Here is a 22908-nt window from a genome sequence, read left to right as displayed (position 1 = left end):
CTCAGGCCCACGCGGCTTTGGCGGCGGCCGCCTGGCGGACGAAGCGGACGGCGGCGTTGGCCAGGTCGCTGGCCGACCCCGTCAGGCCCAGCAGGTCGGCCAGGGTCAGTTCGGCGGCCTCCAGGGTGTTGTGCAGGGCCATCACCGCCTCGATGTCGCCGCTCACCCGGATGGCCCGCGAGAAGAAGGCGGAGTCGGCGTCCAGGGAGCCGTCGAACAGGCCGAGCAGGGCGCCGAGCGGCCCCTCGATCCGGGCGGCGCAGGGCGAGCGGTCGTCGCGCCGGCGCACCTGGACGCCGGCGCAGGCGCCCTGCGGCGCCAGCCGGAAGGCCACCGGCGAACCGTCGGGGGCGATCAGGAAGGCGGCGTCGCCAAAGGCGCCCAGCCGCTCGAACACCTCGGGCCGCCGCCGCGCCAGCCGCCGCAGGGCCGCGCTCAGCATCCACTCGGCCGGCGGCCGCAGGGCCATCAGCACCTCGCCGGGGTCGCCCGGGCGCGGGGCCCGGGGCCTATGTCTCGTACGCATGACTGGAACCTCTTCAGGCGCCAACCTGCGTCACGCCCTGCGGCGTGGGGAACGGGGCGATCGCCGCCGCACCCGGAGAACTTGCTCAAGTCAGGCTTTGCCGATCATCAAGCCGGGATGATCTTGCCGGGATTTAGGACGCCCTTCGGATCCAGGGCCGTCTTCAGCGTCCGCATCAGGGCCAGTTCCTCGGGATTGCGGGAATAGGCGAGGTAGGGGCGCTTCTGCAGTCCGACGCCGTGCTCGGCGGAGATCGACCCGGCCCGGGCGCGCAGCGGCCCATAGACCATCTCCTCGATCTCCGAGCGGGCGCCTGGCTCGGCGACGCCGATGATCAGGTGCAGGTTGCCGTCGCCCAGGTGGCCGAAGACGGTCATCCCGGCCCGGGGCCAGCGGGCGGCCAGGGCTCCGCGCACCTCGGCGACATAGGCCTCCATCGCCGCGATCGGCAGGCTGACGTCGAAGGTGATGATCGGGCCGTTGCGCGCGGTCTGGGCCACGTCGTCGCGCAGGGCCCACATGCTGTCCCGCTCGGCCTGGGACTTGGCGATGGCCGCGTCGGAGACCAGCCCGCTCTCCAGGGCGTGGGTCAGCACCTGTTCGAACCGCGCGGCGTCGTGGGCCAGGTCCGGGCCCAAGGCCTCCACCAGCACATAGTAGGCATGGCCGGCGGGCAGGATGGGACGGCCCGCCGCCGGCGGCGTGGTGACCAGGTCGTAGAAGGCCGGCCACATCACCTCGAAGGCCGACAGAGAACCGGCGAGGGAGGATTCCAGGGACCGCAGCAGGGGCGACAGGGCCTCGAACCGGTCCACCGCCAGCCAGGCGGTGTCCTGCGACACCGGCCGGGGCCGCAGGCGGAACACCGCCCGGGTCACGATCCCCAGGGTGCCCTCCGAGCCGATGAAGAGCTGTTTGAGATCATAGCCGGCGTTGTTCTTGATCAGGTGGTTGAGGGCGGAGATCACGGTCCCGTCCGCCAGCACCGCCTCCAGCCCCAGGACCGACTCCCGGGTCATGCCGTAGCGCAGCACGCGGTTGCCGCCGGCGTTGGTGGAGATCACCCCGCCGATGGTGGCCGAGCCCCGCGCGCCGAGATCCACCGGCAGGAACAGGTCCTGCGCCGTCGCCGCCTCGCAGGCGGTCTCGAGCACGCAGCCGGCCTGGACGGTCATGGTGGCGCCGACCGGGTCGATCTCCTCGATGGCGGCCATGCGGTCGAGGCTGAGGGCCAGGGCGCCCTCGGCGAAGGCGCCGTCCACCAGGCCGGTGCGCCCGCCCCAGGGAACCACCGCCGCGCCGGCGGCGTGGGCCAGGCGCAGGATTCCCGACACCTCCCGGGTGCTCGCAGGCCGCAGGATCGCCCGCGGCGTCCCCAGCCGGGTCCAGGGGCTGAAGGCCCAGGCGGTCGCCGCCGCGCCGGTCAGCACGTGGTCGGCGCCCAGCAGCGCCTCAAGGTCGGCCAGCAAGCTATCCATTCCGCCTCCGGGGGTTTGGGCGGCAGTCTCGACCCGCCTGGGCCAGGTCCGAATGATCGGGATCAAACCGGCGCGCCTCGTCCTCGGGTGGGGGTGCGACATGCGGCGGCGCATATCGGTCGAGGGGTGTCGCACCCCCCGGCAGACATCAAGGGCGCCGTTGATGGCCGGCAAAGGTGCTGGGCGAAGTCTGGTCTAGCTTCGGGGTGTCATCAAAGGAGGCCCACATGCCTGCCAACCGCACCACCACCCCCACCCGCCGTCTCGCCGCCCTGGCGTCCAGCTTCCTGGCCGGCGCCGCCATCCTCGCCACGGCGCCCGCCGCCCAGGCCCAGGAACTGTCGAGCGTCAACGTCAGCCGCGCGCCCACCAGCGAGGCCATCAACATTCGCGGCAAGGACGTCGTCGTCGTCCGCCACGAGGTCCGGCAAGCCGCCGGCCGCGTCTGCCGCAACGCCTTCCTCAATCACGAGCTGGAGGCCTTCTACGTCGACTGGTGCAGCACCGCCTCGGCCGACAAGGCCATGACGCGCTACCGCGCCATCGTGAAACAGAACCGCCTGGCCGGCGGCGACTTCGCCCAACTTTCGACGAGGATCGTGCTCTCGGCGCGATAATCCTCACCGGGGGCCACCCGGCTGGTCGGCGAGGGTTGCGCGCGCCGATCGGCCGGGTTCGGGCCGCGGAGTCTTCGGCCCCACTGAGGGCCCCGCGGTTCTCTTAGCCACGGTCGCCTCGGCGCACATCTCGGAGCCTGAAACAGGATGTGGATCGAACAGCAACGCCCGCGACCGCGCGCGACCCTGACCGCACAGCCGAGACGCGCGGTCAGGGCCGTCCGGCGCTCCACCAAGGGGGACGCCACCCGCCGGCGGATCTTGGACGCGGCCATGACCGTCGTCGCCGACGAGGGCTATCACGCCGCGACCCACCAGCGGATCGCCCAGGCCGCGGGCCTGGTCCGCACGGCGATCAACTATCATTTCCCCGACCAGGACTCCCTGGCCGACGCCCTTGTCGATCATCTCCATCGGCTGAAGGCCGAGCGGGTGATGGCGGCGATCGGCCGGTCCCTCGACGACCACCCCGCCCTGGCCATCGAGGCCTACTGGGCCCTGCTGCAGGAAACCCCCTTCGTCGCCATCGCCGAGCTCGAGTGCTGCGCGCGCACCGACGCCGCCCTGCGCGGCCGGCTCGCCGCGGCCAGGGAGCGCCGCCCGCCGCCGGCCGTCGAGGGTGACGGGCTCTATGGCGTCAGCCTGCGCCTGTTGGAGGACATGGCCCGGGGCGGAACCCAGCATGACGGCGCCCATCGCCTGCTGGACCTGCTGAAGCGCGCCGTGCTGGCGCCGGACGGCCTGCTGTCGGCGGCCTAGCCTAGAGCTGGGCGGCCAGGATTTCCGCGACCAGGGCCTCGACCCCCGGGCTGGCGTCCAGCACCCGCCAGGCGGGGCTCAGATGCTGGGGCTCGACCTGGGCCGCGGCGATCTCGGGGGTGGCGTCGGAGGCGTCGCCTCGGCGGCCGGCCACGCGGGCCACCCGCACCGCGGTCGGCGCCTGGAGCCAGAGGCCGGTGAAGGGATGGCCAGCCGCGGCCGCCTCGATCTCGGCGCGGGGCGCGTCCTCGCGGTAGGTGGCGTCGGCGATCACCGAGCCGCCGGCGGCCAGGGCCTCGCGAGCCCGCCCCGCCAGCACCTGATAGACATTGGCCCGGCCCACCTGGCGGTAGGCGTCGTCGGACAGCCGTTCGTTGGGCTCCACCCCGGCCAGGGCCTTGCGCAGCAGATCGGTGCGCAGCAGGCGCGCGCCGCAGGGACCGGGCAGGCGCGGGGCGAGCGCGCGGGCCAGGGTCGACTTCCCGGTTCCCGAGAGCCCGCCTATGGCCATCAGCCGCGCGGGGGCTGGCGTCAGAAGCCCCAACCCCAGCTGGCGATAGCGCGCGGACTCCGTGAGGTCGCCGGCCTCCACCGCCACGGCCATGCGGATGGCGGCGCGCAGGGCCATGAACAGCGGCAGCAGCGCCAGCGCGTCCTCCGCCTGGCCGGCGGCGTCCCAGTAGCGGTTCATGGCGGCGTTGGCGAGGTCGTCCAGGCCCCTGGCCCGCAGGTCCATGAACAGGAAGGCCACGTCATAGAGGACATCGCCGGTGGCCAGGACCGGATCGAACTCCAGGGCGTCGAAGGGCGTCACCCGGCCCTGGTAGACGCAGATGTTGCGCAGGTGGAGGTCGCCGTGGCCGCGCCGCACCCAGCCGGCCCTGCGTCGCGCCTCGATCAGGGGCGACTGTCGGGCGAGCTCCTGCTCCAGGGCGGCGAACAGGGCCTCCGATCCGGGCTGGAGGCCCAGGGCGGCCGCCCCCTCGGCCTCCGTCCGGCGCAGGCCCTCGAGGATCCTGCGATAGTCGGCGGCGTGGCCGGCGTCGGTCCGATGGGGCAGGCGCGCGTGGAAGGCGGCCACCTGCTCGGCCGCCTCATGGACCAACGCCGGGGTCAGGCGCCCGGCCCGGGCGATCTCGTCGAGCAGGGCGCCGTCGGGAAACCGCCGCATGGTCACCACCCAGTCCACCACCTCGCCCTCGCCGCCGACCCGGATCGCGCCGTCGGTGGCGCGGACCACGGGAAGCACCGCCTCGTAGAGCTCGGGGGCCAGGGCCTTGTTGATGGCGAGCTCGGCTTCGCAGGACTGGCGGCGAGCCTCCACCGTCGACATGTCGGCGAAGGGGTGGCGGCGGCTCTGCTTGAGCTTGTAGACGCGGCTCTCCCCCAGGAAGAGGTGGGACATGTGGGTGTCGATGCGCTTGAGCGGGCCCTGGCCGGTGGCCGCGCCGCTCTCCAGGGCGCGGACGACCGCCTGCTGGTCGATGTCCTTGGGCATGGCGACGGCGCTCCGGTGCGCGGCGAAGATCAGGTGCGCACCAATCTCGAACCTTGATCATGATCAAGGCGGTGCGTCACGGCGGCGCCCACCTTGATCTCATGACCGCACTTTTCACAGATCGCGCCGAAGCCGGGCGCTGGCTCGCCGAGAAGCTGGCGGTGCGTCACCTGGGCGAGGTGATTGTCTACGCCCTGCCGCGCGGGGGCGCGCCGGTCGCCTTCGAGATCGCCCAGGCGCTGAACGCCCCCCTGGATCTGGCTCTGGTTCGCAAGATCGGCGCCCCCGGCCAGCCGGAGTTGGCGGTGGCCGCGGTGGTGGACGGCGACAATCCCAGGATGGTGGTGAACGAGGAGGTGATGCGCGTCACCGGCGCCACCCCCAAGTACCTGGCCTGCGAAAAGGCCAAGGAACTGATCGAGATCGAACGCCGCCGCAGGCTCTATTTCGGCCATCGGACGCGGCCCGATCCCAAGGGTAAGACCGCCATCATCGTCGACGACGGCCTGGCCACCGGCGCCACTGCGCGGGCGGCGATCCAGGGCCTGCGGGCCCAGGGCGCCGCGCGGGTGATCCTGGCCGTGCCCGTGGCGCCGCCCGACACCGCCGCGGCGATGCGGGAGGAGGTCGATGAACTGGTCTGCCTGGCCGAGCCCACGCCGTTCTGGGGCGTCGGGCGCTTCTACGCCGACTTCCACCAGCTGGACGATCAGGAAGTGCTCGACCTGCTGGCCCGCGCCGAGGCCTTCGGCGGGCCGACCTAAGCCCGAGCTCGAGCCGCCGCGACGAGGTGCTCGGAGAACCAGGCGAGGGCCAGGTCCACCACGGCCTCCAAGGTCCCCGGCTCCTCGAACAGGTGGGTCGCGCCAGGAACGATCTCCAACCTTGACGGCCCGCCCAGACGCCGCTGCGCCTGCTGGTTCCAGGCGATCACCGGTTCGTCGCGGCCGCCCACGATAAGCAGGGTCGGGGCGGTCACCTCAGGCAGGGCGGCGGCGGCCAGGTCGGGACGTCCGCCGCGGGAGACGACAGCCGCCACCCCTTGCGGCCGCGCGGCGGCGGCGGTCAGGGCGGCGGCGGCGCCAGTGCTGGCCCCGAACAGGCCGATCGGCAGGGCCGCCAGGGCGGGCGCGGCGCGGGCCCAGTCGATGGCCTGGGTCAGGCGCTCGGCCAGCAGATCGATGTCGAAGACATTGGCGCGGTCATCCGCCTCGTCCTCGGTCAGCAGGTCCAGGAGCAGGGTGGCGAATCCGGCCGCGTTGAGCGCCTGGGCGACCTGCTGGTTGCGGGGACTGAACCGGCTGGAGCCGCTGCCGTGTGCGAAGAGGATCAAGCCCTTGGCCCGGCCCGGGAGGTGCAGGTCGCCAACCAGCCCGAGGGGCGGAATCTCGACCGGGACGGTCGCGCGGATCGCGGCCATGGCGCACCTCGCAGGTTGGCCGCCGACACGGCGGCGCATTGGAGATTGCCCCCGCGCCGGTTGGATGGCGTTGACCAGGGTCAAGGTGACTTGTTCAGATTGCGCTGACCTGGGCATGGCGCTCGCCCTGGAGCCATGCCGATGATCCTGCCCGCCGACCCCGATGTCGAAGATCTGGTGGCCCTCCTGCGCCGGCGCTCCGATCCCTTGCCCGAGATCGGTGACGAAGCCTTCGCCGCGGCCTTCGACCGCTTCGGCGACGCCCGGGTGGTGCTGCTGGGGGAGGGGACCCACGGAACCTCCGACTTCTACCGGGCGCGGGCCGCCATCACGCGGCGGCTCATCGACCGGCACGGCTTCCGGATCGTGGCGGTGGAGGCCGACTGGCCCGATATCGCCGAGCTCGACCGGTTCGCCCGCAACCGGGGCGTCTGGGGCCAGAAGGACAGCTTCCCCAACTTTCCCCGCTGGATGTGGCGAAACGAAGAGTTCGCCGCCTTCGTCCGCGACCTGCGGACCTGGAACCTGGCGCGCGACGCCGAGGACCGGGCCGAACTGCGGGGACTCGACGTCTACAGCCTGACGGAGTCCCGCGCCGAGGTCCTGGCCTACCTGGATCGCGTGGATCCGTCCGCCGCGGCGGTGGCGCGCCAGCGCTACGGTTGCCTGACCCCCTATCTCGACGAGCCGCAGCGCTATGGGGCGGCGGCGCGGTTCGGGGCGGCCGACTGCGAGGACGAGGTGGTGTCCCAGCTCGTCGCCCTGATCGAGCGCCGGCAGGTCTATGCGGGCTTCGACGGCGGCGACTATCTCGACGTCGAACAGAACGCCCGGGTGGTGAAGGCCGCCGAGGCCTATTACCGCGCCATGTATCGCGGCTCGGTGGAGAGCTGGAACCTGCGCGACAGCCACATGTTCGACACCCTCTCGCGGCTGCTGCAGGCGCGCGGGCCCGACGCGCGGGCGGTCGTCTGGGCCCACAACTCCCATATCGGAGACGCCTCGGCCACCGCCATGGGGCGGGCCGGGGAATACAACATCGGCCAGCTCTGCCGCGAGGCCTTCGGGCGCGACTGCGTGTCCATCGGGTTCGGAACCGACCGCGGCCGGGTGCTGGCCGCCGACGACTGGGGCGGGGCGGCGCGGGTCAAGGAGGTCCTGCCGTCTCGGGGCGACAGCTGGGAGCACCTCTTCCGGCAGGCCGGCCTGGGACGCGCCCTGACGGACTGGCGGGCCGACCCGGAACTGGCGGCGGCCGTGAGCCGGACGCGCCGGGAGCGGGCGATCGGGGTGATCTACCGGCCGGAGACCGAGCTGCGCAGCCACTATTTCGACGCCGTGCTCTCCCGGCAGTTCGACGCCTTCGCCTGGTTCGAGGAGACCGGGGCCGTGACCCCGCTGGCAGGCGCGCCGCCGGAAGGGGCGCCTGACATCTATCCCTTCGGCCTCTGAGCGCCTCGAGTCCCTTGAGCCCTGTCAAGGACAGGGGCGAACCGGACCCTCAGGATGCCGCCCGTAACTGGGGAGACCTCTCATGGCCGATGCTGAGATCGCGCGCCGCGGCGGTCCGCGGCTGTTCGGGATTCAGATCCGGGTGCAGCCGAGCTGGCTGATCATCGCCCTGCTGCTGGCCTGGTCGCTGGCGGCGGGGTCGTTCCCGCAGATCTATGAAGGCCTGCCCAGGGCCTCCTACTGGAGCATGGCGGTTGTCGTCGTGGTCGGCCTGGCGGTGTCGCTGGTCCTGCACGAGATGGCCCACAGCCTGGTCGGGCGCGCCTTCGGGCTCTCGGTGGACCGCATCACGCTCTTCATGTTCGGCGGGGTCGCCGAGCTGCGCCAGGAGCCCACCGCGCCGCGGGCCGAGCTGCTGATGGCCCTGGCGGGCCCGGCCCTCAGCCTGCTCCTGGCCCTGGTGTTCGGCGCCTTGGCGGAAGCGGCCAAGGACTCCGGTCCGGAGATCGCCGGCTCGCTCGGCTATCTCGCCACCCTCAACCTGGTGCTGGCCGTGTTCAACCTGGCGCCGGCCTTCCCCATGGACGGCGGCCGGGTGCTGCGCGCCCTGCTGTGGATGGCCACGCGGGACGCCGACCGGGCCACGCGCATCGCCGCGCGGGTGGGGGAGGGCACGGCCCTGCTGCTGATCCTGGCGGGCGTCGGCCTGGCCCTGACCGGCCAGGTGGCCGGCGGCATCTGGTGGGCCCTGATCGGCATGTTCCTGCGAACCGCCGCCAAGGCCTCGGCCTTCGACCTGCACGCCCGGCGCCTGCTGAAGGGCTATCCGGTGGGCGAATTGATGGATGACACCCTGGAGACCCTCTCGGGCGACATGACGGTGGACGACTATGTGGCCCGGCGGCTCTATGCTGGACAGCACGGGATGTATCCCGTCGCCAAGGGCGGGGCGACGATCGGCGTGGTGGAGGCGGAGAACATCTTGAAGACGCCCCGCGATCGCTGGTCGAAGGCGACCCTGTCGGAGGTTTGCACGCCCCTGGACTGCGTCTCCACCGCTCGCTCGATCGATGACGCCCACGCCGTGCTGGACCGCATGACCCTGGAAAGCCGCAGCCGGCTCCTGGTGCTCGATCACGACCGGGTGGTGGGGGTCATCACCCTGCGCGACCTGCTGGAGCGGCTGGAATTGGCGGCGCAGTTCGAACGCGGCGCGGGCCGGCGGAGCGAAAGCTAGTTCATGTCGGACGATGGGCGACGATCAGGCCTGGACGAGGCCGAGGCCGCCCGTCGGCTGCTCCAGTTCGGACCCAACGAGCTCTATCGGGCCAAGAGCCGCGGCATCCTCACCATCCTGCTGGGCGCCCTGCGCGAGCCGATGTTCCTGCTGCTGCTGGGCGCCTCGGTCCTCTACCTGGTGCTGGGGGACCTCGGGGAGGGCCTGTTTCTCACCGGCGGCGCCTGCATCGCCATCGGCCTGGTGATCTTCCAGGAGGCCCGCAGCGAGCGGGCCCTCGCGGCGCTGCGGGAGCTGGCCGAGCCCGAGGCGCGGGTCATCCGCGGCGGGGTCGAGCGTAAGATCCCGGCCCGCGACCTGGTTCCCGGCGACCTGGTCCTGGTGGGCGAGGGGGACCGGCTGGCGGCCGACGCCCTGCTGCTGCGCGGCGACATCCTGAGCGTCGATGAGTCCACCCTGACCGGGGAGTCGGTCCCCGCGGCCAAGTCGCCCGACGCGGCGGCGGCCGCCGTCGAACCCTATCCGGCGCCGGGGGGCGAGGGCGGGGCCTTCCTCTTCGCCGGGACCCTGATCGTTCGCGGTCACGGCGCGGCGGAGGTGGCGCGCACCGGCGCCCAGACCGCCCTGGGACGCATCGGCGCCTCCCTGGCCGGAATCACCGACGAGCCGACGCCCCTGCAACGCACCGCCGGCCGGCTGGTGGGCCTGCTGGGCCTGGTGGCCCTGGCCTTCTGCGCCGTGCTGGTGGTGGTCTACGGCCTGATCCGCGGCGACTGGGTGGAGGGCGCCCTGGCGGGGATCACCGTCTCGATCGCCCTGATCCCCGAAGAATTCCCGATGGTGCTGGCGGTGTTCCTGGCCATGGGCGCCTGGCGCCTGGCGCGGCACAATGTGCTGGTGCGGCGCGCCGCCGTCATCGAGGCCCTCGGCGGGGCGACCCTGCTCTGCGTCGACAAGACCGGCACCCTGACCGAGAACCGCATGCGGCTCGCCCGCCTCTGGGTCGACGGGACGGAACACAAGGTGGGCCGCGGATCGGTCCCGGCGGTCGGCGCCCTGCTGGAGGCCGCGGCCCTGGCCTCCGCCTCCCGGTCCGCCGATCCCATGGACCGGGCGATCCTGGAACTGCATTCGCCCGCGATCGTGGGGCCGCATCATGAGCCTCTGCGCACCTGGCCCCTGCGTCCGGAGCGTCTGGCGGTCATCCAGGTCTGGCCGGGCGAGGGCGGCCAGATGGCGGCCGCCAAGGGCGCCCCTGAGGCGATCTTCAAGCTCTGCCGGCTTTCGGCCTCCCAGGGCGCGCGGCTGCACAAGGTGCTGGACGACCTCGCCGCCGAGGGGCTGCGGGTCCTGGCCGCCGCCTCCTGCCGCTCAGCCGGGGCGTTTCCCGAGACCCCGGAAGAGGCCGCCTGGGTCTTCGAGGGCCTGCTGGGTTTCCAGGATCCCCTGCGCGCCGACGTTCCCGCCGCCCTGGCCGAGGCGCGGGGCGCCGGAATCTCGGTGGCCATGATCACCGGCGACCATCCCGCCACCGCCCTGGAGATCGCCCGCCAGGCCGGGATCGACACCCGGGCCGGGGTGGTGACCGGGGCGGAGATCGCGGCCCTGAACCCCACCGACCTGGCGCGGCGGATCCGCGACGTCCGGGTCTTCGCCCGCATCGCGCCCGAACAGAAGCTGCAGCTGGTGGAGGCCTTCAAGGCCGATGGCGAGATCGTCGCCATGACCGGCGACGGGGTGAACGACGCCCCGGCCCTGGAGACCGCCCATATCGGCATCGCCATGGGCCGCCGAGGCACCGACGTGGCCCGCGAGGCCGCCGACCTGGTGCTGCTGGACAACAGCTTCGCCTCGATCATCGGCGGGGTGCGGCTGGGCCGGCGGATCTTCGCCAACCTGCGCAAGGCGCTGACCTATGTCACCGCCATCCATGTGCCGATCGCGGGCCTGGCCCTGCTGCCGATCCTGATGGGCCTGCCGCCCATGCTGTTCCCGATGCACGTGGTGCTGCTGGAGCTGGTGGTCGATCCGGTCTGCTCCATGGTCTTCGAGGCCGAGCCCAGCGAGGCCGGCGCGATGCGGCGGCGGCCGCGCAAGGCGTCGGAGACCCTGTTCGGCCCCCGGGAGATCGGGCTGGCGGTGCTGCAGGGCCTGATCGTGCTGGCCGCCGTGCTGGGGGTCTATGCCTGGGCCCTGCAGGCGGCGACCGAGCCCCAGGCCCGGGCGGCGGCCTTCGCGGCCCTGATCCTGGCCAACCTGGTCCTGGCCCTGTCGGACTCGGCCTCGGTGGGGGTCCGGCTGTTCGACCGTCACCGGCTGGCGTTCTGGGCGATCACCGCCACGGCGGTGGCCGTGCTGGCGGCGGTGCTGTTCGTGCCGATGCTGGAGTCGATCTTCCGGATCTCGACGCCTCGGCCCGGCCTGCTCGCCGTCGCCATCCTGGCGGGCCTGGTGGCGGGCGGATGGTTCGGTCTGACGCGACTCCTGCGGCGGCTGGCGCCCTGGGGCCGTTCGGCCCAGGGTGCGACCTAGGAGGCTCCCATGTTCGCCATGTCGCTTCCCGCCGACCGGACCGTCCTGGCGCCCGAGACGCGTCCCGATCCCGAGCCGGGGCCGGGCGAGGTCCGGCTGCGGGTGAAGGCCTGCGGGGTGTGCCGCACCGACCTGCACGTCGTCGACGGCGACCTGCCGCGGCGGCGGACGCCGATCATCCCGGGCCACGAGGTGGTGGGGATCGTCGACGCCGTCGGCCCCGGCGTCGCCGGCGTGGCGGTGGGCCAGAGGATGGGGGCGGCCTGGCTGGGGGAGACCTGCGGCGCCTGCCGCTACTGCCGCGAGGGCCAGGAGAACCTCTGCGACACGCCGGGATTCAACGGCTGGACCCGCGACGGCGGCTATGCCGACACCATGATCGCCCGCGCCGACTTCTGCTTCCCCATCCCCGAGGGCCTGTCGGATACCGAGGCCGCGCCGCTGCTCTGCGCCGGTCTGATCGGCTTCCGGGCCTGGCGGATGGCCTGCCGCCCCCGGCCGGTGAAGACCCTCGGCCTCTACGGTTTCGGCGCGGCGGCGCACCTGCTGGCGCAGTTGGCGGTGTTCGAGGGGCAGTCGGTCTACGCCTTCACCCGGACCGGCGACGCCGCGGCCCAGGCCCTGGCGCGCGAGGTCGGCTGTGTCTGGGCGGGAGGTTCCGAGGCGCCGCCGCCCGAACGCCTGGACGCCGCCATCATCTTCGCCCCCATCGGCGCCCTGGTTCCGGCCGCCCTGGCCGCCGTGCGCAAGGGCGGGATCGTGGTCTGCGGCGGCATCCACATGAGCGACATTCCGAGCTTCCCCTACGCCCTCCTGTGGGAGGAGCGGCAGGTGGTCTCGGTGGCCAATCTGACCCGCCAGGACGGACTGGACTACCTGCCCTGGGCCGTCCGCGCCGGCGTGCGGCCGCACGTGACCACCTATGGGCTCGATCAGGCCAACCGGGCGTTGGAGGATCTGAGGACCGGCGCGTTCACCGGCGCGGCCGTGCTCGTTCCACGGGAGGAAGGTTCATGACTCCGGAGGACATGGCCCGCCGCCAGCGCCTGGCGCCGGGGACGCCGGTGGGGATCGACGAGGCGATGATCCATCGCCTGGTCCACGCCTTCTACGCCAAGGTCCGCCGGGACGCGGTGCTGGGGCCGATCTTCGACGCCGCCATCGGCGATCGCTGGGACGAACACCTGGCGCGGCTGTGCGACTTCTGGTCGTCGGTGATGCTGATGACCGGGCGCTTCAAGGGCACGCCGATGTCGGTCCACATGGCGCTGCCGGACATCCGCCGCGGCCACTTCGCGCGCTGGCTGCACCTCTTCCAGCAGACGGCCGAGGAGACCTGTCCGCCGCAGGCCGCGGCCCTGTTCCGGGCCAAGTCCGAGATCATCGCCCAGAGCCTGCTCATGGGCGTGGAATCCCAACGCCGGACCTGACCACGTCAGGCCCGGCGTCAGGGTTCAGGAGGGCGTCAGGCGGCGGCCTTGCGCCAGTTGGGGGTCAGCTCCACGTGGGGCGGGCAGGGGGCCACCGCGCCGAGCGGCAGACCCACGAGGTCGTTGGCGAAGCCATGATTGACGTCGCGGTGATGGGCCTCGTCGGCGCGGACCACCAGGATCACGTCGCGCAGGGTGGCGTCGGCCGGCAGGTCCCAGTAGCGGATGGCGATGGCCGGGGCCGGGACGTTGGGCGAGCGGCCCTGGTCGATCTCGGCGAGGTAGTGGGTGTAGCTGATCACCGCCTCTTCCTCGAAATAGCCCACCAGCCGGTGCGCGGTCTTCGGCGCGACGATGTAGAGGCCGAAGAAGAACAGGTAGAACACCCACTGGGCGGCGAGGACCATGAAGCGCTCGAAGGCGGTGGGCTTGCAGACCTCGATGAAGGTCATCAGGTGCATGCGCTCGTTCTCGGCCTCGTCCATCAGGGTGCGGATCCAGCCGCGATCGTCCTCCATCCGGCGCAGGCATTTCAGGTGGTTGAGGGTGGCGCCCACCATGCCCGGCACGGCGGCGACCGTCTCCAGGACCACGGCCCGGTGGCCGTAGCGCTTGGCGAAGAAGGTGTCGGCGAACAGGCGCAGGAACTTGGTGACCCCCAGGGCGAAGCGGTCGGACAGGCCGCTCGGCTGATAGTGGACGCTGAGATCGACCAGGGGCGCATTGGGGGTGGACATCGGAAACTCCATTTCGAACTGGCCCCTGGATAGGCCTGTCCCACCGGCCGCGAAATTCGGCGCCTTCCCCTAAGGGTTGCTACCTAGGCCAAGCCTGTTTCGCCTAGCCAGCGGCGGGCGGGGGCGGATATCTGGGACCGCGAAGCCCGGCGCGGGCCGGGGCGGAGACCTCATGGCCGATCATTTCGACTACATCATCGTCGGCGGCGGATCGGCCGGATGCGTCCTGGCCAACCGGCTGTCGGCCGATCCGCGCCGCCGTGTCCTGGTGCTGGAGGCCGGGGGCAAGGACGACTGGATCTGGTTCCACATCCCGGTGGGCTACCTCTTCTCCATCGGCAATCCCCGCGCCGACTGGATGTTCGAGACCCAGGCCATTCCCGGCCTGGACGGCCGCAAGCTGGCCTATCCGCGCGGCAAGGTGATCGGCGGCTCCTCGGCCATCAACGCCATGATCTACATGCGCGGCCAGGCCGCCGACTATGACGGCTGGCGGCAGCTGGGGCTGGCGGGCTGGGGCTGGGACGACGTCCTGCCGCTGTTCCTGGCCCAGGAGGACCACATCGCCCCGTCCGGCGACCATCACCGCAGCGGCGGGGAATGGCGCGTGGAACACCCGCGCATGCGCTGGGCCGTGCTGGACGCCTTCGCCCAGGCCGCAGAGATGGCGGGGATTCCGCCAGTGGGCGACTTCAACGCCGGCGACAACTTCGGCTGCGGCTATTTCCAGGTGAACCAGCGGGCCGGACGCCGGTGGAGCGCGGCCAGCGGGTTCCTCAAGCCGATCCTCAATCGGCCCAATATCAGGCTGGTGACCGGCGCCCAGGTCACCCGCGTGCTCATCGAGAACGGACGGGCGGCGGGCGTCGCCTGGACGCAGGGGACCGAGAGCTTCGAGGCCCGCGCCGACGGCGAGGTGGTGCTGGCGGCCGGGGCGGTGGGCACGCCGCAGTTGCTGGAGCTGTCGGGGATCGGCGACGGGGGGCGGCTGTCGACCCTGGGGATCGAGACCCGGACGCACCTGCCGGGCGTCGGTGAGAACCTGCAGGACCACCTGCAGATCCGGCCCTATTACGGCGTCACCGGCGTGCCGACCATGAACGAGCTCTACGCCTCCTGGTGGCGCAGGCCGCTGATGGCGGCGGAATACGCCCTGTTCCGCAAGGGGCCGATGTCCATGGCGCCCTCCCAGCTCGGCGCCTTCGCCCGGTCCTCGCCGGACCAGGCGACGCCGAACCTGCAATTCCATGTTCAGCCTCTCTCCCTCGACCGGTTCGGCGAGGCCCTGCACGTGGCCCCGGCGATCACGGTCAGCGTCTGCAACCTGCGTCCCGCCAGCCGGGGCTCGATCCATGCCGCCAGCGCCGATCCCCGCGCCGCGCCGCTGATCCAGCCCAACTATCTCTCCTCCCCGCAGGACGAGCGGGTGGCGGTCGACGCCATGAAGCTGGTGCGCCGGATCATGGCCCAGCCGCCCCTGGCGCGGTTCTCGCCGGTCGAGCGGCGGCCGGGGGCGGAGGCCAGCTCCGACGCCGACCTGCTGGCCGCGGCGCGCGCCTTGGGAACCACCATCTTCCATCCGGTGGGGACGGCGAAGATGGGCCTGGAGAGCGATCCCGTCGCTGTGGTGGACGCGCGGCTGCGGGTGCGCGGCGTGGCGGACCTGCGGGTCGCCGACGCCTCGGCGATGCCGACGATCACCTCGGGCAACACCAACTCCCCCACCATGATGATCGCCGAGAAGGCCGCCCGGATGATGGTTGAGGACGCTTGAACCAGCTCGGCCATTGCGGCGCGCGCCGTGACGCGCTCTTTTGGCCGCCAACGAGACGCAAGCATTAGGGAGACGCCGGATGGCGAACGAAACTCAAGGCCTGGAGCTGCGCTCCCTGGTGAAGTCCAGCGGCGAACTGGAGCTGTCCCTTGCGACCGTCTCCATCCCCGATCCTGGTCCCGACGAGATCCTGGTCCGCGTCCAGGCCTCGCCGATCAACCCGTCGGACCTCGGCCTGCTGCTCGGTCCGGCCGACATCAGCCAGGCCAAGGTGGCCGGCGCGCCGGACCGCCCGGTGGTGACCGCCCCCATCCCGCCGGCCTTCATGCGGGCCATGGCGGCCCGGGCCGACGAATCCATGCCGGTGGGCAACGAGGGCGCGGGCGAGGTGATCAAGGCCGGCGCCAATGCGCAGCACCTGTTGGGCAAGACGGTCGCCATGCTGGGCGGGGCCATGTACGCCCAGTATCGCCTGTTGAAGGCGGCCGATGTCCTGGTCCTGCCGCCCGGCGCGACGGCCGCCGACGGCGCCTCCTGTTTCGTCAATCCGCTCACGGCGCTGGGCATGGTGGAGACCATGCGCCGGGAGGGGCACACCGCGCTGGTCCACACCGCGGCGGCCTCCAACCTTGGCCAGATGCTCAACAAGGTCTGCCTCAAGGACGGGGTGGAGCTGGTGAACATCGTCCGCAGCCCCGAACAGGTGAAGATCCTCAAGGACATCGGCGCCAAGCACATCGTCGACTCCAGCCGGCCCGATTTCCAGGAGGAGCTGGTCAAGGCGCTGGTGGCCACCGGCGCGACGCTCGCCTTCGACGCCATCGGCGGCGGCAAGCTGGCCGGGCAGATCCTGAACGGCATGGAGGTGGCGGCCAACATGACCGCCAAGACCTATAGCCGTTACGGTTCAACGACCTACAAGCAGGTCTACATCTATGGCGGGCTCAACACGGCGCCCACCGAACTCAGCCGCGCCTTCGGCATGTCCTGGGGCCTGGGGGGCTGGCTGCTGACCCCGTTCCTGATGAAGATCGGGGCCGAGGCGGGCGCCAAGCTGCGCCAGCGGGTCCTGGACGAACTGAAGACCACCTTCGCCAGCCACTACTCCCACGAGATCTCGCTCGCCGAGGCCCTGAACCCCGAGATCATCGCCGCCTACAACCGCCGCGCCACCGGCGAGAAGTACCTGATCAATCCGAGCAAGGGCCTCTAGCCTTGGGGACGCCCCGCCTGACCCGACGCGACGCCGCCTCGGCGATCGGCGGGGCGGGGGCCTTGCTGCTGACGGGCGGCCTGGCGGCCGCCCAGACGCCGCCGGAGGCCCCGGTCGTCGACGACGACCAGGCCAGCGTCGAGCCGACCCAGGTGGCGAGCGGCAAGGACGCCTTCGCGCGGATCACCGTTCCGGTGACCATCAACGGCCAGGGCCCCTTCGCCTTCATGGTGGACACCGGCGCCAACCGCTCCTGCATCTCCACCGAGCTGGCCAAGGTCCTGGCCCTGCCGGACGGGGGCAAGGTGGTGGTCAACACCATCATGGGCCGCCGCTCGCGCAACAGCGTGCTGGTGGACCGCCTGCAGGTGGGCAGCCGCGCCCAGCGGCGGGTGAAGATCCCGGTCCTGCCCTTCGTGGGCACCGACATCGACGGCCTGCTGGCGGTGGACTGGCTGAAGGGCCAGAGGCTGATCCTGGACATGAAGCGCAAGCAGGTCTCGATCACCGCCTCGCGCCGCGACACCAGCACGCCGGACCGGGTGGTGGTGGCCGCCCGCAAGCGCATCGGTCAGCTGACCATCGTCGACGCCGATCTCGGCCAGAAGTCCATCAATGCGATGATCGATTCCGGGGCTCAGCTCTCCATCGGCAATCCGACCCTGAGGGCCATGCTGGACAAGCGCCTCGAAGGAAAGCTGGAGAAGGTCACCATGGTCTCGGTGACCGGGGAGACCTTCGTCGGAGACATGCTCTACCTGCCGTTCCTGCGGCTGGGGGGCGTTCAGCTGGGCAATGTCCCGGTGGTGTTCGCCGACCTGCCGGTGTTCGGGCTGTGGGGCCTGGCCAACAAGCCGGCCCTGGTGCTGGGCATGGACCTGCTGGCCGCCTTCACGGTGGTGTCCCTGGACTTCGGCCGCTCGACCGTGACCTTCGAGATCGGCTGAGCGGCTATTTCGCGGGCTTGCCGATGGTGGCGTCGATGAAGGCGAAGACCTTGGCCAGGACCTGGTCGTTCACCGCGGCGTTCTTCTCGGGCGAGCCCATGACGAAGCTGTGGTCGGCCTCGGGGATAGGCATCAATTCCACCGGCACGCCCTTGGCCTTCAGGGCCGCGGCCAGCAATTCCGACTGGCCGTAGGGCACCGTGCGGTCCTTGGTCCCGTGCACCAGCAGGAACGGCGGGTCCTTGGCGTCGACATAGGTGATGGGGCTGGCTGAGGCCACGAGGCCGGGGGCGCACAGGGCGGTCTGGCAACCGAGATACTGGCCCGCGGTGGTCAGCGGGGCGTTGACGGGCACGCTGGCGTCCATGGCCGCCAGGTCGGAGATTCCGTAGAAGTCCACCACGCCCTGGACGCAGTCGGAGGTCGCGCCGCCGCGCACCGTGCCGGCCTCCACCGCGCCCTCGTTGGGCAGGGGGCCGAGGGTCGCAACGCCGCAGGAGGTTCCCGCCAGCGCCACGAGCTGGCCGCCGGCCGAGCCGCCCCAGAGCAGCACGCGGCTCGCGTCGATGTCGTACTTGGCGGCGTTGGCGCGCAGCCAGCGGATCGAGGCCTTCACGTCCTGGATGGCGGCGGGGAAGCGGGCCTCGCCGCTCAGCCGGTAGCTGACGCTGGCCACCACGTAGCCACGGGCCGCGAGCCTGGCCAGGATGGCCGGCCAGGAGTCGAAGGTGCCCGCCAGCCGCTGGGTTCCCCCGGTCCAGCCGCCGCCGTGGACATAGATCACCAGGGGCTTGGGCCCCGGCGTGGCGGGCAGGTAGAGGTCCAGCTTCATCGGCCGGTAGCCGGGAATGGTCTGGTACATCAGGTCGGGCACGCCCACGACGCCGGCCGGGAAGGCGGCGTTGTGCGGCGGATAGACCTCGGTGCGGGGCACCACCTGAGACAGGGCCGAACCGACCAGGGTGAGGCTGAGGGCGAGCCCGCCCAGGATCGTCGCGAGACCTTGGCGGCCCATGGTTTCCATCCCCTCGTCTTCTTGCCTTCAGCTAAAACGTACTAGTTCGTACATGTCAATCATGGCAGTCTTGGCGTGGCGGCGCTATTCGTATGTAATACAAACGAATAGCGCGACGTAGGGTGAGGACACGGTCATGGGATTCAGCAGTCGGCGGGCCAATCCTGTGTTCAGCGAGGAGTACCAGCTGCTGCGGGAGATCCTGGTTGAGGCCCGGCAGGCGGCTGGCGTCAGCCAGCGCGGCCTGGGGGCGAGGATCGGCAAGACCGCCAGCCACGTCTGCATGATCGAGACCGGCCAGCGGCGCATCGACACCCTGGAATTCTACAAGGTCGCCCGCTCGGTGGGGGTGGAGCCGGTGGAGCTGTTCGAACGGCTCTCGGCCCGGCTGGACGACCTGGCCAAGGCTGAGGGCGCCTAGCGCGCGCTGGCGCGGCCCTGGGCGGCCATGCGCACCGGGGCGTTGACCGCGCCGTAGTCGTCATAGGCGCCGACCCGCTGCACCACCTCGAAGAAGAAGCGGTCCTGGAACATCTGGGTGTAGACGTGCAGGAACTCCGCGCCCCTGGCGTCGCGGTCATAGAGCACGTCGTGAGCGCGCAGCTTGTGGATCAGGTCGTCGTCGAGACCCAGGCGCGCGGCCAGATCGTCATAATAGTTGGCGGGGATCGGCAGCAGGGCCACCCCCTTGGCGCGCATGTTGGCGACGGCGGCGAAGATGTCCTCCGTCAGGAAGGCCACCTGGTTCACCCCGGCGCCGGCGAAGGTGGTGAGCGCGCGGGCGACGATGGTGCGGCTGCTCTCGGAGAAGCTCAGCGGCAGGCGCACGGTGCGGCCGGGATTGGTGAGCGCGCGGCTGCGCACCAGGCCGTAGGGGTCGGGCAGCACCCAGCTCTCCTGGGGCTGCAGGCCGAAGACCGCGCGGTAGTAGAGCAGCCAGGAGTCGAACTGGTCTGCGGGCACCGCCTGGGCCACGTGATCGACCACCGAGATATTGCCCTGGCCGACGCCATCCTCCCGATCGCGCACGAAGTCGGCGGCGGGGTCGAAGTCGGGCTCCACCAGATAGACCAGGCTGCCGTCGGGCGCCCGGACCGCCGGCATGGGAATCTCGTGCGGGCCCACGCGCTCCTCGAAGCGCTTGCAGCCGAACAGTTCGGCGCGGGTCAGCAGGCTCTCGCGGTCCTCCACCCGCAAGCCGATGGCGCAGACGCTGGCGCCGTGCAGCAGGTAGTAGGCGTGGGCGAAGCTCTCGCTCTCGGCGTTGAGCGCGATGGCCATCTCCCCCTGGTGATAGAGGGTGACGTCCTTGGTGCGGTGGCGGCCGACCTTGGAGAAGCCCAGTCCGGTCAGCCAGACGGCCAGGTCGTCGCGGGCCCCATGGTCGACGGCGAATTCCAGGAAGGCGACGCCGGAGATGACCGGCGGGGCGGGGGGATCGATGAGGTCGACGCGCTTCAGGCCGCGGACCTGGGCGGGTTCCAGCGCCGCCCGCCGCCCGCGGATCTGTTCCTCCAGATAGAGCAGCGAGCGCATGCCGTCGCGGGCGGTCTGGGAGGCCGGAGAGGCGCGGAACTCGTCGTTGAAGATCTCCAGGGAGAGGGGGCCGGTATAGCCCGCCGCGATGGCCTGGGCGGTGAAGCCGGCGACGTCGAACTCTCCCTGGCCGGGGAAGCAGCGGAAGTGCCGGCTCCAGGACAGGACGTCCATGTTCAGCTTTGGCGCGTCGGCCAGCTGGACGAAGAAGATCTTCTCGCCGGGGATGTCGGCGATGCCGGCGGGATCGTCCCCCAGGGCCAGGGTGTGGAAGCTGTCGAGGATGACGCCGAGGTGGGAGTGGTCGGCCTGCTTCACGATGCGCCAGACATCGCCATAGGTCTTTACGTGGGCGCCCCAGGCCAGGGCCTCGTAGCCGATCCGCAGGCCGCGCCGGGCGGCGCGCTCGGCCAGTTCGGCGAGCTGGGCCGCGGCCCGCGCGTCGTCGTCCACCGCGGCGGGCGAGACGTTGGAGCAGACCAGCATGAGCTGGGTGTCGAGCTCGCCCATCAGGTCGAACTTGCGCTCGGCCCGATCGAGGTTGCGCTTGAAGATGTCGTCGGGCACCGCCTCGAAGTCGCGGAAGGGCTGGAAGAGGGCGATCTTCAGGCCCAGCTGGTCGGCCAGGCGGCGAACGTCACGGGCCTCGCCGTCGAAGAACAGCAGGTCGTTCTCGAAGATCTCGACGGCGTCGAACTTGGCCGCGGCGATGGCCAGCAGCTTTTCCTGCAGGCCGCCGCTCATGGACACGGTGGCGATGGAATGGCGCAAGACGCAGGCCTCCGACTCCGGCGCGGGCCGCGCACGGATGAAGGCGTCAGGCTAAAACTAACCAGTTAGTACGTCAAACCGAGGCGACGTTAGGGGGCCACCGAGCGGAGGATCATGTCCGTCACCGACTCCCGCCGGGCGGCGGATGCGGCGGGGGTGGTCATGTCCACCTTGAAGATGGTCGAGAAGGTGTGGCGGTTGCCGACATTGAAGAAGCACAGGGCGCTGATCGACATGTGCAGGTCGATGGGGTCGATGTCCTTGCGCATCACGCCCTCCGCCACGCCCCGGGCGACGATGTCGCGCAGGGAGTCGATGGCGTCGAGATTGGTGGTCTGCAGGCTGGGCAACTGGGCGATGTGCTCGCCGTGGTGGATGTTCTCCACCATCACCATGCGGATGAAGTCCGGGTTGGCGAGCTGGTAGTCGAAGGTGAAGCGCACCAGTTGGGCCAGCGCCTCAAGGGGCGGCTTGGTCTTGAGGTCCAGGGTGCTCTCGATGGTGCGGATCCGGCGGTAGCAGTCCTCGAGCACGGCCCGGTACAGGCCCTCCTTGCTCTCGAAGTAGTAGTAGATCATCCGCTTGGAGGTGTGGGTCCGTTCGGCGATCTCGTCGATCCGCGCGCCGGAGAGCCCCTTTTCCGAGAACTCGTGGGTGGCCACGGCGATGATGTTGGCGCGGGTGCGGTCGGGATCGTTGGTGCGGGTCTTCTCCCGCGGAGCCTCGGCTTTGGGCGGGGCGGGCTTGGCGCTCTCGCCGCGGCGTTTCACCGAATCACGCGCCATGTCGTCCATTCCCAGATCCCAGTGATCCCCGTCTACTTATCGCGCCGGTCGGATCACGCAACCGGGAGCTTCCCCAATCCGCGGCCCCACCTCCCGGAGCCCGGGGGCCAGGCGCCCGATGGCGAGAGGAAACATCCTACACGCTTGTTGTACGAACTGGATCGTATAATAGTTTACGCGAGAGCTTCGGAGGAAGGGCTCGGGGACGGGAAACAGGCCGGCGCGCGACGCCGCGTCCGCCGTGGTCCGGTCCGAACGGATTGATGGAATGGCGGACGCCCAGCCCACGAAACTGCTGACCGGCCTGATCGGCCAGGGGATCCAGGGCTCCAAGAGCCCCTTCCTGCACATGGAAGAGGCGCGCGCGCTTGGGCTCGACCTGACCTACGAAATCCTCGACCTGGACCGGCCGCCGGTGGAGGGAGGCCTGGCCGCCCTGCTCGACCACGCCCAGGGCCGCGGCTTCCTGGGGGTCAATGTCACCCACCCCTGCAAGCAGGACGTCATCGCCCTGCTGGACCGCCTGCCGGCCGAGACCCAGGCCCTCGGCGCGGTGAACACGGTGGTGTTCCGCGACGGTGAGCGCATCGGCCACAACACCGACTGGTGGGGGTTCGCCGAGAGCTTCCGCCGCGGCCTGCCCGGCGCCGACATGGGCCGCGTCGTGCAGCTGGGCGCCGGCGGGGCCGGGGCGGCGGTGGCCTACGCCACCCTGACCCTGGGCGCCGAGACCCTGGCCATCTTCGACCTGGACCGCGACCGCGCGGGCCATCTGGCCGAGGCCCTGGGGCGTAGCTTCGGCGGTGGCCGTGTGTCGGTGGTGGAGGATGTCGCCGCCGCCGTCGCCCAGGCCACGGGCCTGATCAACGCCACCCCCATCGGCATGGCGCAGTATCCCGGCCTGCCGCTCTCCAAGAGCCTGCTGCGCCCGGAGATGTGGGTCTCCGAGGTGGTCTATGTGCCCCTGGAGACCGAACTCCTGAAGGCCGCCCGGGCCATCGGCTGCCGCACCTGCGACGGCGGCGGCATGGTGGTGTTCCAGGCCGCCGAGGCCTTCCGCCTGTTCACCGGGGTGACCCCGGACGCCGAACGCATGCTGGCCAGCTTCGCCCGCGCCCGGCCGCTGTCGGCGGTGGCGGACTAGAATCTCCCCAAGGCCGGCCATCACGAAGGAGAGGGCA

Annotated in this window: 21 protein-coding genes; 13 read left to right on the top strand and 8 right to left on the bottom strand. The window is 71.2% G+C overall.

Annotation, left to right across the window (positions count from 1 at the left end):
* Nucleotide 1: 1 nt before the first annotated feature.
* A complete protein-coding gene (gene ubiT / locus AC1RN5_RS11790) occupies nt 2–526 on the bottom strand; it encodes a ubiquinone anaerobic biosynthesis accessory factor UbiT (protein WP_493041334.1) in 525 nt (174 codons plus the stop codon).
* A gap of 107 nt (nt 527–633) precedes the next feature.
* Complete coding sequence (locus AC1RN5_RS11785) at nt 634–2004, bottom strand: FAD-binding oxidoreductase (RefSeq protein WP_493041333.1); 1371 nt, start codon at nt 2002–2004, stop codon at nt 634–636.
* 227 nt (nt 2005–2231) lie between these two features.
* Here AC1RN5_RS11785 and AC1RN5_RS11780 point away from each other — a divergent pair, with 227 nt between their 5' ends.
* Nucleotides 2232–2621, top strand: a complete 390-nt coding sequence (locus tag AC1RN5_RS11780; protein ID WP_493041332.1) for a hypothetical protein — start codon at nt 2232–2234, stop codon at nt 2619–2621.
* Between the two features lie 147 nt (nt 2622–2768).
* Nucleotides 2769–3380: a TetR/AcrR family transcriptional regulator gene (locus AC1RN5_RS11775; protein ID WP_493041331.1), complete on the top strand. Its 612-nt coding sequence runs from the start codon at nt 2769–2771 to the stop codon at nt 3378–3380.
* Between the two features lies 1 nt (nt 3381).
* Here the strand turns inward: AC1RN5_RS11775 and AC1RN5_RS11770 are convergent, their stop codons facing one another.
* A complete protein-coding gene (locus AC1RN5_RS11770; RefSeq protein WP_493041330.1) occupies nt 3382–4878 on the bottom strand; it encodes a bifunctional aminoglycoside phosphotransferase/ATP-binding protein in 1497 nt (498 codons plus the stop codon).
* Between the two features lie 101 nt (nt 4879–4979).
* On the opposite strand from AC1RN5_RS11770, the gene AC1RN5_RS11765 reads away from it, so the two are divergent.
* Entirely contained in the window at nt 4980–5642 is a 663-nt protein-coding gene (locus AC1RN5_RS11765) for a phosphoribosyltransferase (protein WP_493041329.1), read from the top strand.
* On the opposite strand, the gene AC1RN5_RS11760 is transcribed toward AC1RN5_RS11765, so the two are convergent.
* Nucleotides 5639–6298 (bottom strand): dienelactone hydrolase family protein, encoded by a 660-nt coding sequence (locus AC1RN5_RS11760; RefSeq protein WP_493041328.1) that lies wholly within the window; start codon nt 6296–6298, stop codon nt 5639–5641. The genes AC1RN5_RS11765 and AC1RN5_RS11760 overlap by 4 nt on opposite strands.
* A 135-nt stretch (nt 6299–6433) precedes the next feature.
* Between AC1RN5_RS11760 and AC1RN5_RS11755 the strand changes: the two genes are divergently transcribed.
* The 5 genes from AC1RN5_RS11755 to AC1RN5_RS11735 all read left to right on the top strand — a co-directional run bounded on the left by AC1RN5_RS11755 (nt 6434) and on the right by AC1RN5_RS11735 (nt 12949).
* Entirely contained in the window at nt 6434–7750 is a 1317-nt protein-coding gene (locus AC1RN5_RS11755; RefSeq protein ID WP_493041327.1) for an erythromycin esterase family protein, read from the top strand.
* An 82-nt stretch (nt 7751–7832) separates the two neighbouring features.
* A complete protein-coding gene (locus AC1RN5_RS11750; protein WP_493041326.1) occupies nt 7833–8987 on the top strand; it encodes a site-2 protease family protein in 1155 nt (384 codons plus the stop codon).
* Nucleotides 8988–8990: 3 nt separating this feature from the next.
* The gene (locus tag AC1RN5_RS11745; protein WP_493041325.1) at nt 8991–11519 is read left to right on the top strand and encodes a cation-translocating P-type ATPase; all 2529 of its coding nucleotides are present in this window, start codon (nt 8991–8993) and stop codon (nt 11517–11519) included.
* A gap of 9 nt (nt 11520–11528) precedes the next feature.
* Complete coding sequence (locus AC1RN5_RS11740; RefSeq protein ID WP_493041324.1) at nt 11529–12536, top strand: zinc-dependent alcohol dehydrogenase family protein; 1008 nt, start codon at nt 11529–11531, stop codon at nt 12534–12536.
* Complete coding sequence (locus AC1RN5_RS11735) at nt 12533–12949, top strand: group III truncated hemoglobin (RefSeq protein ID WP_493041323.1); 417 nt, start codon at nt 12533–12535, stop codon at nt 12947–12949. The genes AC1RN5_RS11740 and AC1RN5_RS11735 overlap by 4 nt, the downstream gene beginning before the upstream one ends.
* Before the next feature lie 35 nt (nt 12950–12984).
* On the opposite strand, the gene AC1RN5_RS11730 is transcribed toward AC1RN5_RS11735, so the two are convergent.
* Nucleotides 12985–13686, bottom strand: coding sequence for an alternative oxidase (locus AC1RN5_RS11730; protein ID WP_493041322.1), 702 nt, complete (start codon nt 13684–13686; stop codon nt 12985–12987).
* A gap of 172 nt (nt 13687–13858) precedes the next feature.
* Between AC1RN5_RS11730 and AC1RN5_RS11725 the strand changes: the two genes are divergently transcribed.
* The 3 genes from AC1RN5_RS11725 to AC1RN5_RS11715 all read left to right on the top strand — a co-directional run bounded on the left by AC1RN5_RS11725 (nt 13859) and on the right by AC1RN5_RS11715 (nt 17620).
* Nucleotides 13859–15460: a GMC family oxidoreductase gene (locus tag AC1RN5_RS11725; RefSeq protein ID WP_493041321.1), complete on the top strand. Its 1602-nt coding sequence runs from the start codon at nt 13859–13861 to the stop codon at nt 15458–15460.
* Between the two features lie 79 nt (nt 15461–15539).
* On the top strand, nt 15540–16673 hold the full coding sequence (locus tag AC1RN5_RS11720) for a zinc-binding dehydrogenase (protein WP_493041320.1): 1134 nt from the start codon (nt 15540–15542) through the stop codon (nt 16671–16673).
* A gap of 2 nt (nt 16674–16675) precedes the next feature.
* Nucleotides 16676–17620, top strand: a complete 945-nt coding sequence (locus AC1RN5_RS11715; RefSeq protein WP_493041319.1) for a retroviral-like aspartic protease family protein — start codon at nt 16676–16678, stop codon at nt 17618–17620.
* Between the two features lie 4 nt (nt 17621–17624).
* Here AC1RN5_RS11715 and AC1RN5_RS11710 read toward each other — a convergent pair whose 3' ends face one another.
* Nucleotides 17625–18635, bottom strand: a complete 1011-nt coding sequence (locus AC1RN5_RS11710; RefSeq protein ID WP_493041318.1) for an alpha/beta fold hydrolase — start codon at nt 18633–18635, stop codon at nt 17625–17627.
* Between the two features lie 136 nt (nt 18636–18771).
* Between AC1RN5_RS11710 and AC1RN5_RS11705 the strand changes: the two genes are divergently transcribed.
* Nucleotides 18772–19056 (top strand): helix-turn-helix domain-containing protein, encoded by a 285-nt coding sequence (locus AC1RN5_RS11705; protein WP_493041317.1) that lies wholly within the window; start codon nt 18772–18774, stop codon nt 19054–19056.
* Here the strand turns inward: AC1RN5_RS11705 and AC1RN5_RS11700 are convergent.
* A complete protein-coding gene (locus AC1RN5_RS11700; RefSeq protein ID WP_493041316.1) occupies nt 19053–20942 on the bottom strand; it encodes a bifunctional sugar phosphate isomerase/epimerase/4-hydroxyphenylpyruvate dioxygenase family protein in 1890 nt (629 codons plus the stop codon). The two genes, AC1RN5_RS11705 and AC1RN5_RS11700, sit on opposite strands and share 4 nt — an antisense overlap.
* A gap of 89 nt (nt 20943–21031) precedes the next feature.
* Nucleotides 21032–21727, bottom strand: coding sequence for a TetR/AcrR family transcriptional regulator (locus AC1RN5_RS11695; protein WP_421930732.1), 696 nt, complete (start codon nt 21725–21727; stop codon nt 21032–21034).
* Nucleotides 21728–21995: 268 nt separating this feature from the next.
* On the opposite strand from AC1RN5_RS11695, the gene AC1RN5_RS11690 reads away from it, so the two are divergent.
* Nucleotides 21996–22871 (top strand): shikimate dehydrogenase, encoded by an 876-nt coding sequence (locus AC1RN5_RS11690; RefSeq protein ID WP_493041315.1) that lies wholly within the window; start codon nt 21996–21998, stop codon nt 22869–22871.
* Nucleotides 22872–22908: the final 37 nt, after the last annotated feature.

This window comes from Phenylobacterium sp. GW821-FHT12F10, from assembly GCF_058806695.1.
The sequence above is the reverse complement of the archived record's forward strand: the minus strand, read 5'-3'. Positions and strand labels throughout refer to the sequence as shown.

Excerpts from the sequence above, each read along its gene's own strand:
- ubiT (WP_493041334.1), bottom strand. The coding sequence starts at position 526 with ATGCGTACGAGACATAGGCCCCGGGCCCCGCGCCCGGGCGACCCCGGC.
- AC1RN5_RS11785 (WP_493041333.1), bottom strand. The coding sequence starts at position 2,004 with ATGGATAGCTTGCTGGCCGACCTTGAGGCGCTGCTGGGCGCCGACCAC.
- AC1RN5_RS11780 (WP_493041332.1), top strand. The coding sequence starts at position 2,232 with ATGCCTGCCAACCGCACCACCACCCCCACCCGCCGTCTCGCCGCCCTG.
- AC1RN5_RS11775 (WP_493041331.1), top strand. The coding sequence starts at position 2,769 with ATGTGGATCGAACAGCAACGCCCGCGACCGCGCGCGACCCTGACCGCA.
- AC1RN5_RS11770 (WP_493041330.1), bottom strand. The coding sequence starts at position 4,878 with ATGCCCAAGGACATCGACCAGCAGGCGGTCGTCCGCGCCCTGGAGAGC.
- AC1RN5_RS11765 (WP_493041329.1), top strand. The coding sequence starts at position 4,980 with ATGACCGCACTTTTCACAGATCGCGCCGAAGCCGGGCGCTGGCTCGCC.
- AC1RN5_RS11760 (WP_493041328.1), bottom strand. The coding sequence starts at position 6,298 with ATGGCCGCGATCCGCGCGACCGTCCCGGTCGAGATTCCGCCCCTCGGG.
- AC1RN5_RS11755 (WP_493041327.1), top strand. The coding sequence starts at position 6,434 with ATGCCGATGATCCTGCCCGCCGACCCCGATGTCGAAGATCTGGTGGCC.
- AC1RN5_RS11750 (WP_493041326.1), top strand. The coding sequence starts at position 7,833 with ATGGCCGATGCTGAGATCGCGCGCCGCGGCGGTCCGCGGCTGTTCGGG.
- AC1RN5_RS11745 (WP_493041325.1), top strand. The coding sequence starts at position 8,991 with ATGTCGGACGATGGGCGACGATCAGGCCTGGACGAGGCCGAGGCCGCC.
- AC1RN5_RS11740 (WP_493041324.1), top strand. The coding sequence starts at position 11,529 with ATGTTCGCCATGTCGCTTCCCGCCGACCGGACCGTCCTGGCGCCCGAG.
- AC1RN5_RS11735 (WP_493041323.1), top strand. The coding sequence starts at position 12,533 with ATGACTCCGGAGGACATGGCCCGCCGCCAGCGCCTGGCGCCGGGGACG.
- AC1RN5_RS11730 (WP_493041322.1), bottom strand. The coding sequence starts at position 13,686 with ATGTCCACCCCCAATGCGCCCCTGGTCGATCTCAGCGTCCACTATCAG.
- AC1RN5_RS11725 (WP_493041321.1), top strand. The coding sequence starts at position 13,859 with ATGGCCGATCATTTCGACTACATCATCGTCGGCGGCGGATCGGCCGGA.
- AC1RN5_RS11720 (WP_493041320.1), top strand. The coding sequence starts at position 15,540 with ATGGCGAACGAAACTCAAGGCCTGGAGCTGCGCTCCCTGGTGAAGTCC.
- AC1RN5_RS11710 (WP_493041318.1), bottom strand. The coding sequence starts at position 18,635 with ATGGGCCGCCAAGGTCTCGCGACGATCCTGGGCGGGCTCGCCCTCAGC.
- AC1RN5_RS11705 (WP_493041317.1), top strand. The coding sequence starts at position 18,772 with ATGGGATTCAGCAGTCGGCGGGCCAATCCTGTGTTCAGCGAGGAGTAC.
- AC1RN5_RS11695 (WP_421930732.1), bottom strand. The coding sequence starts at position 21,727 with ATGGCGCGTGATTCGGTGAAACGCCGCGGCGAGAGCGCCAAGCCCGCC.
- AC1RN5_RS11690 (WP_493041315.1), top strand. The coding sequence starts at position 21,996 with ATGGCGGACGCCCAGCCCACGAAACTGCTGACCGGCCTGATCGGCCAG.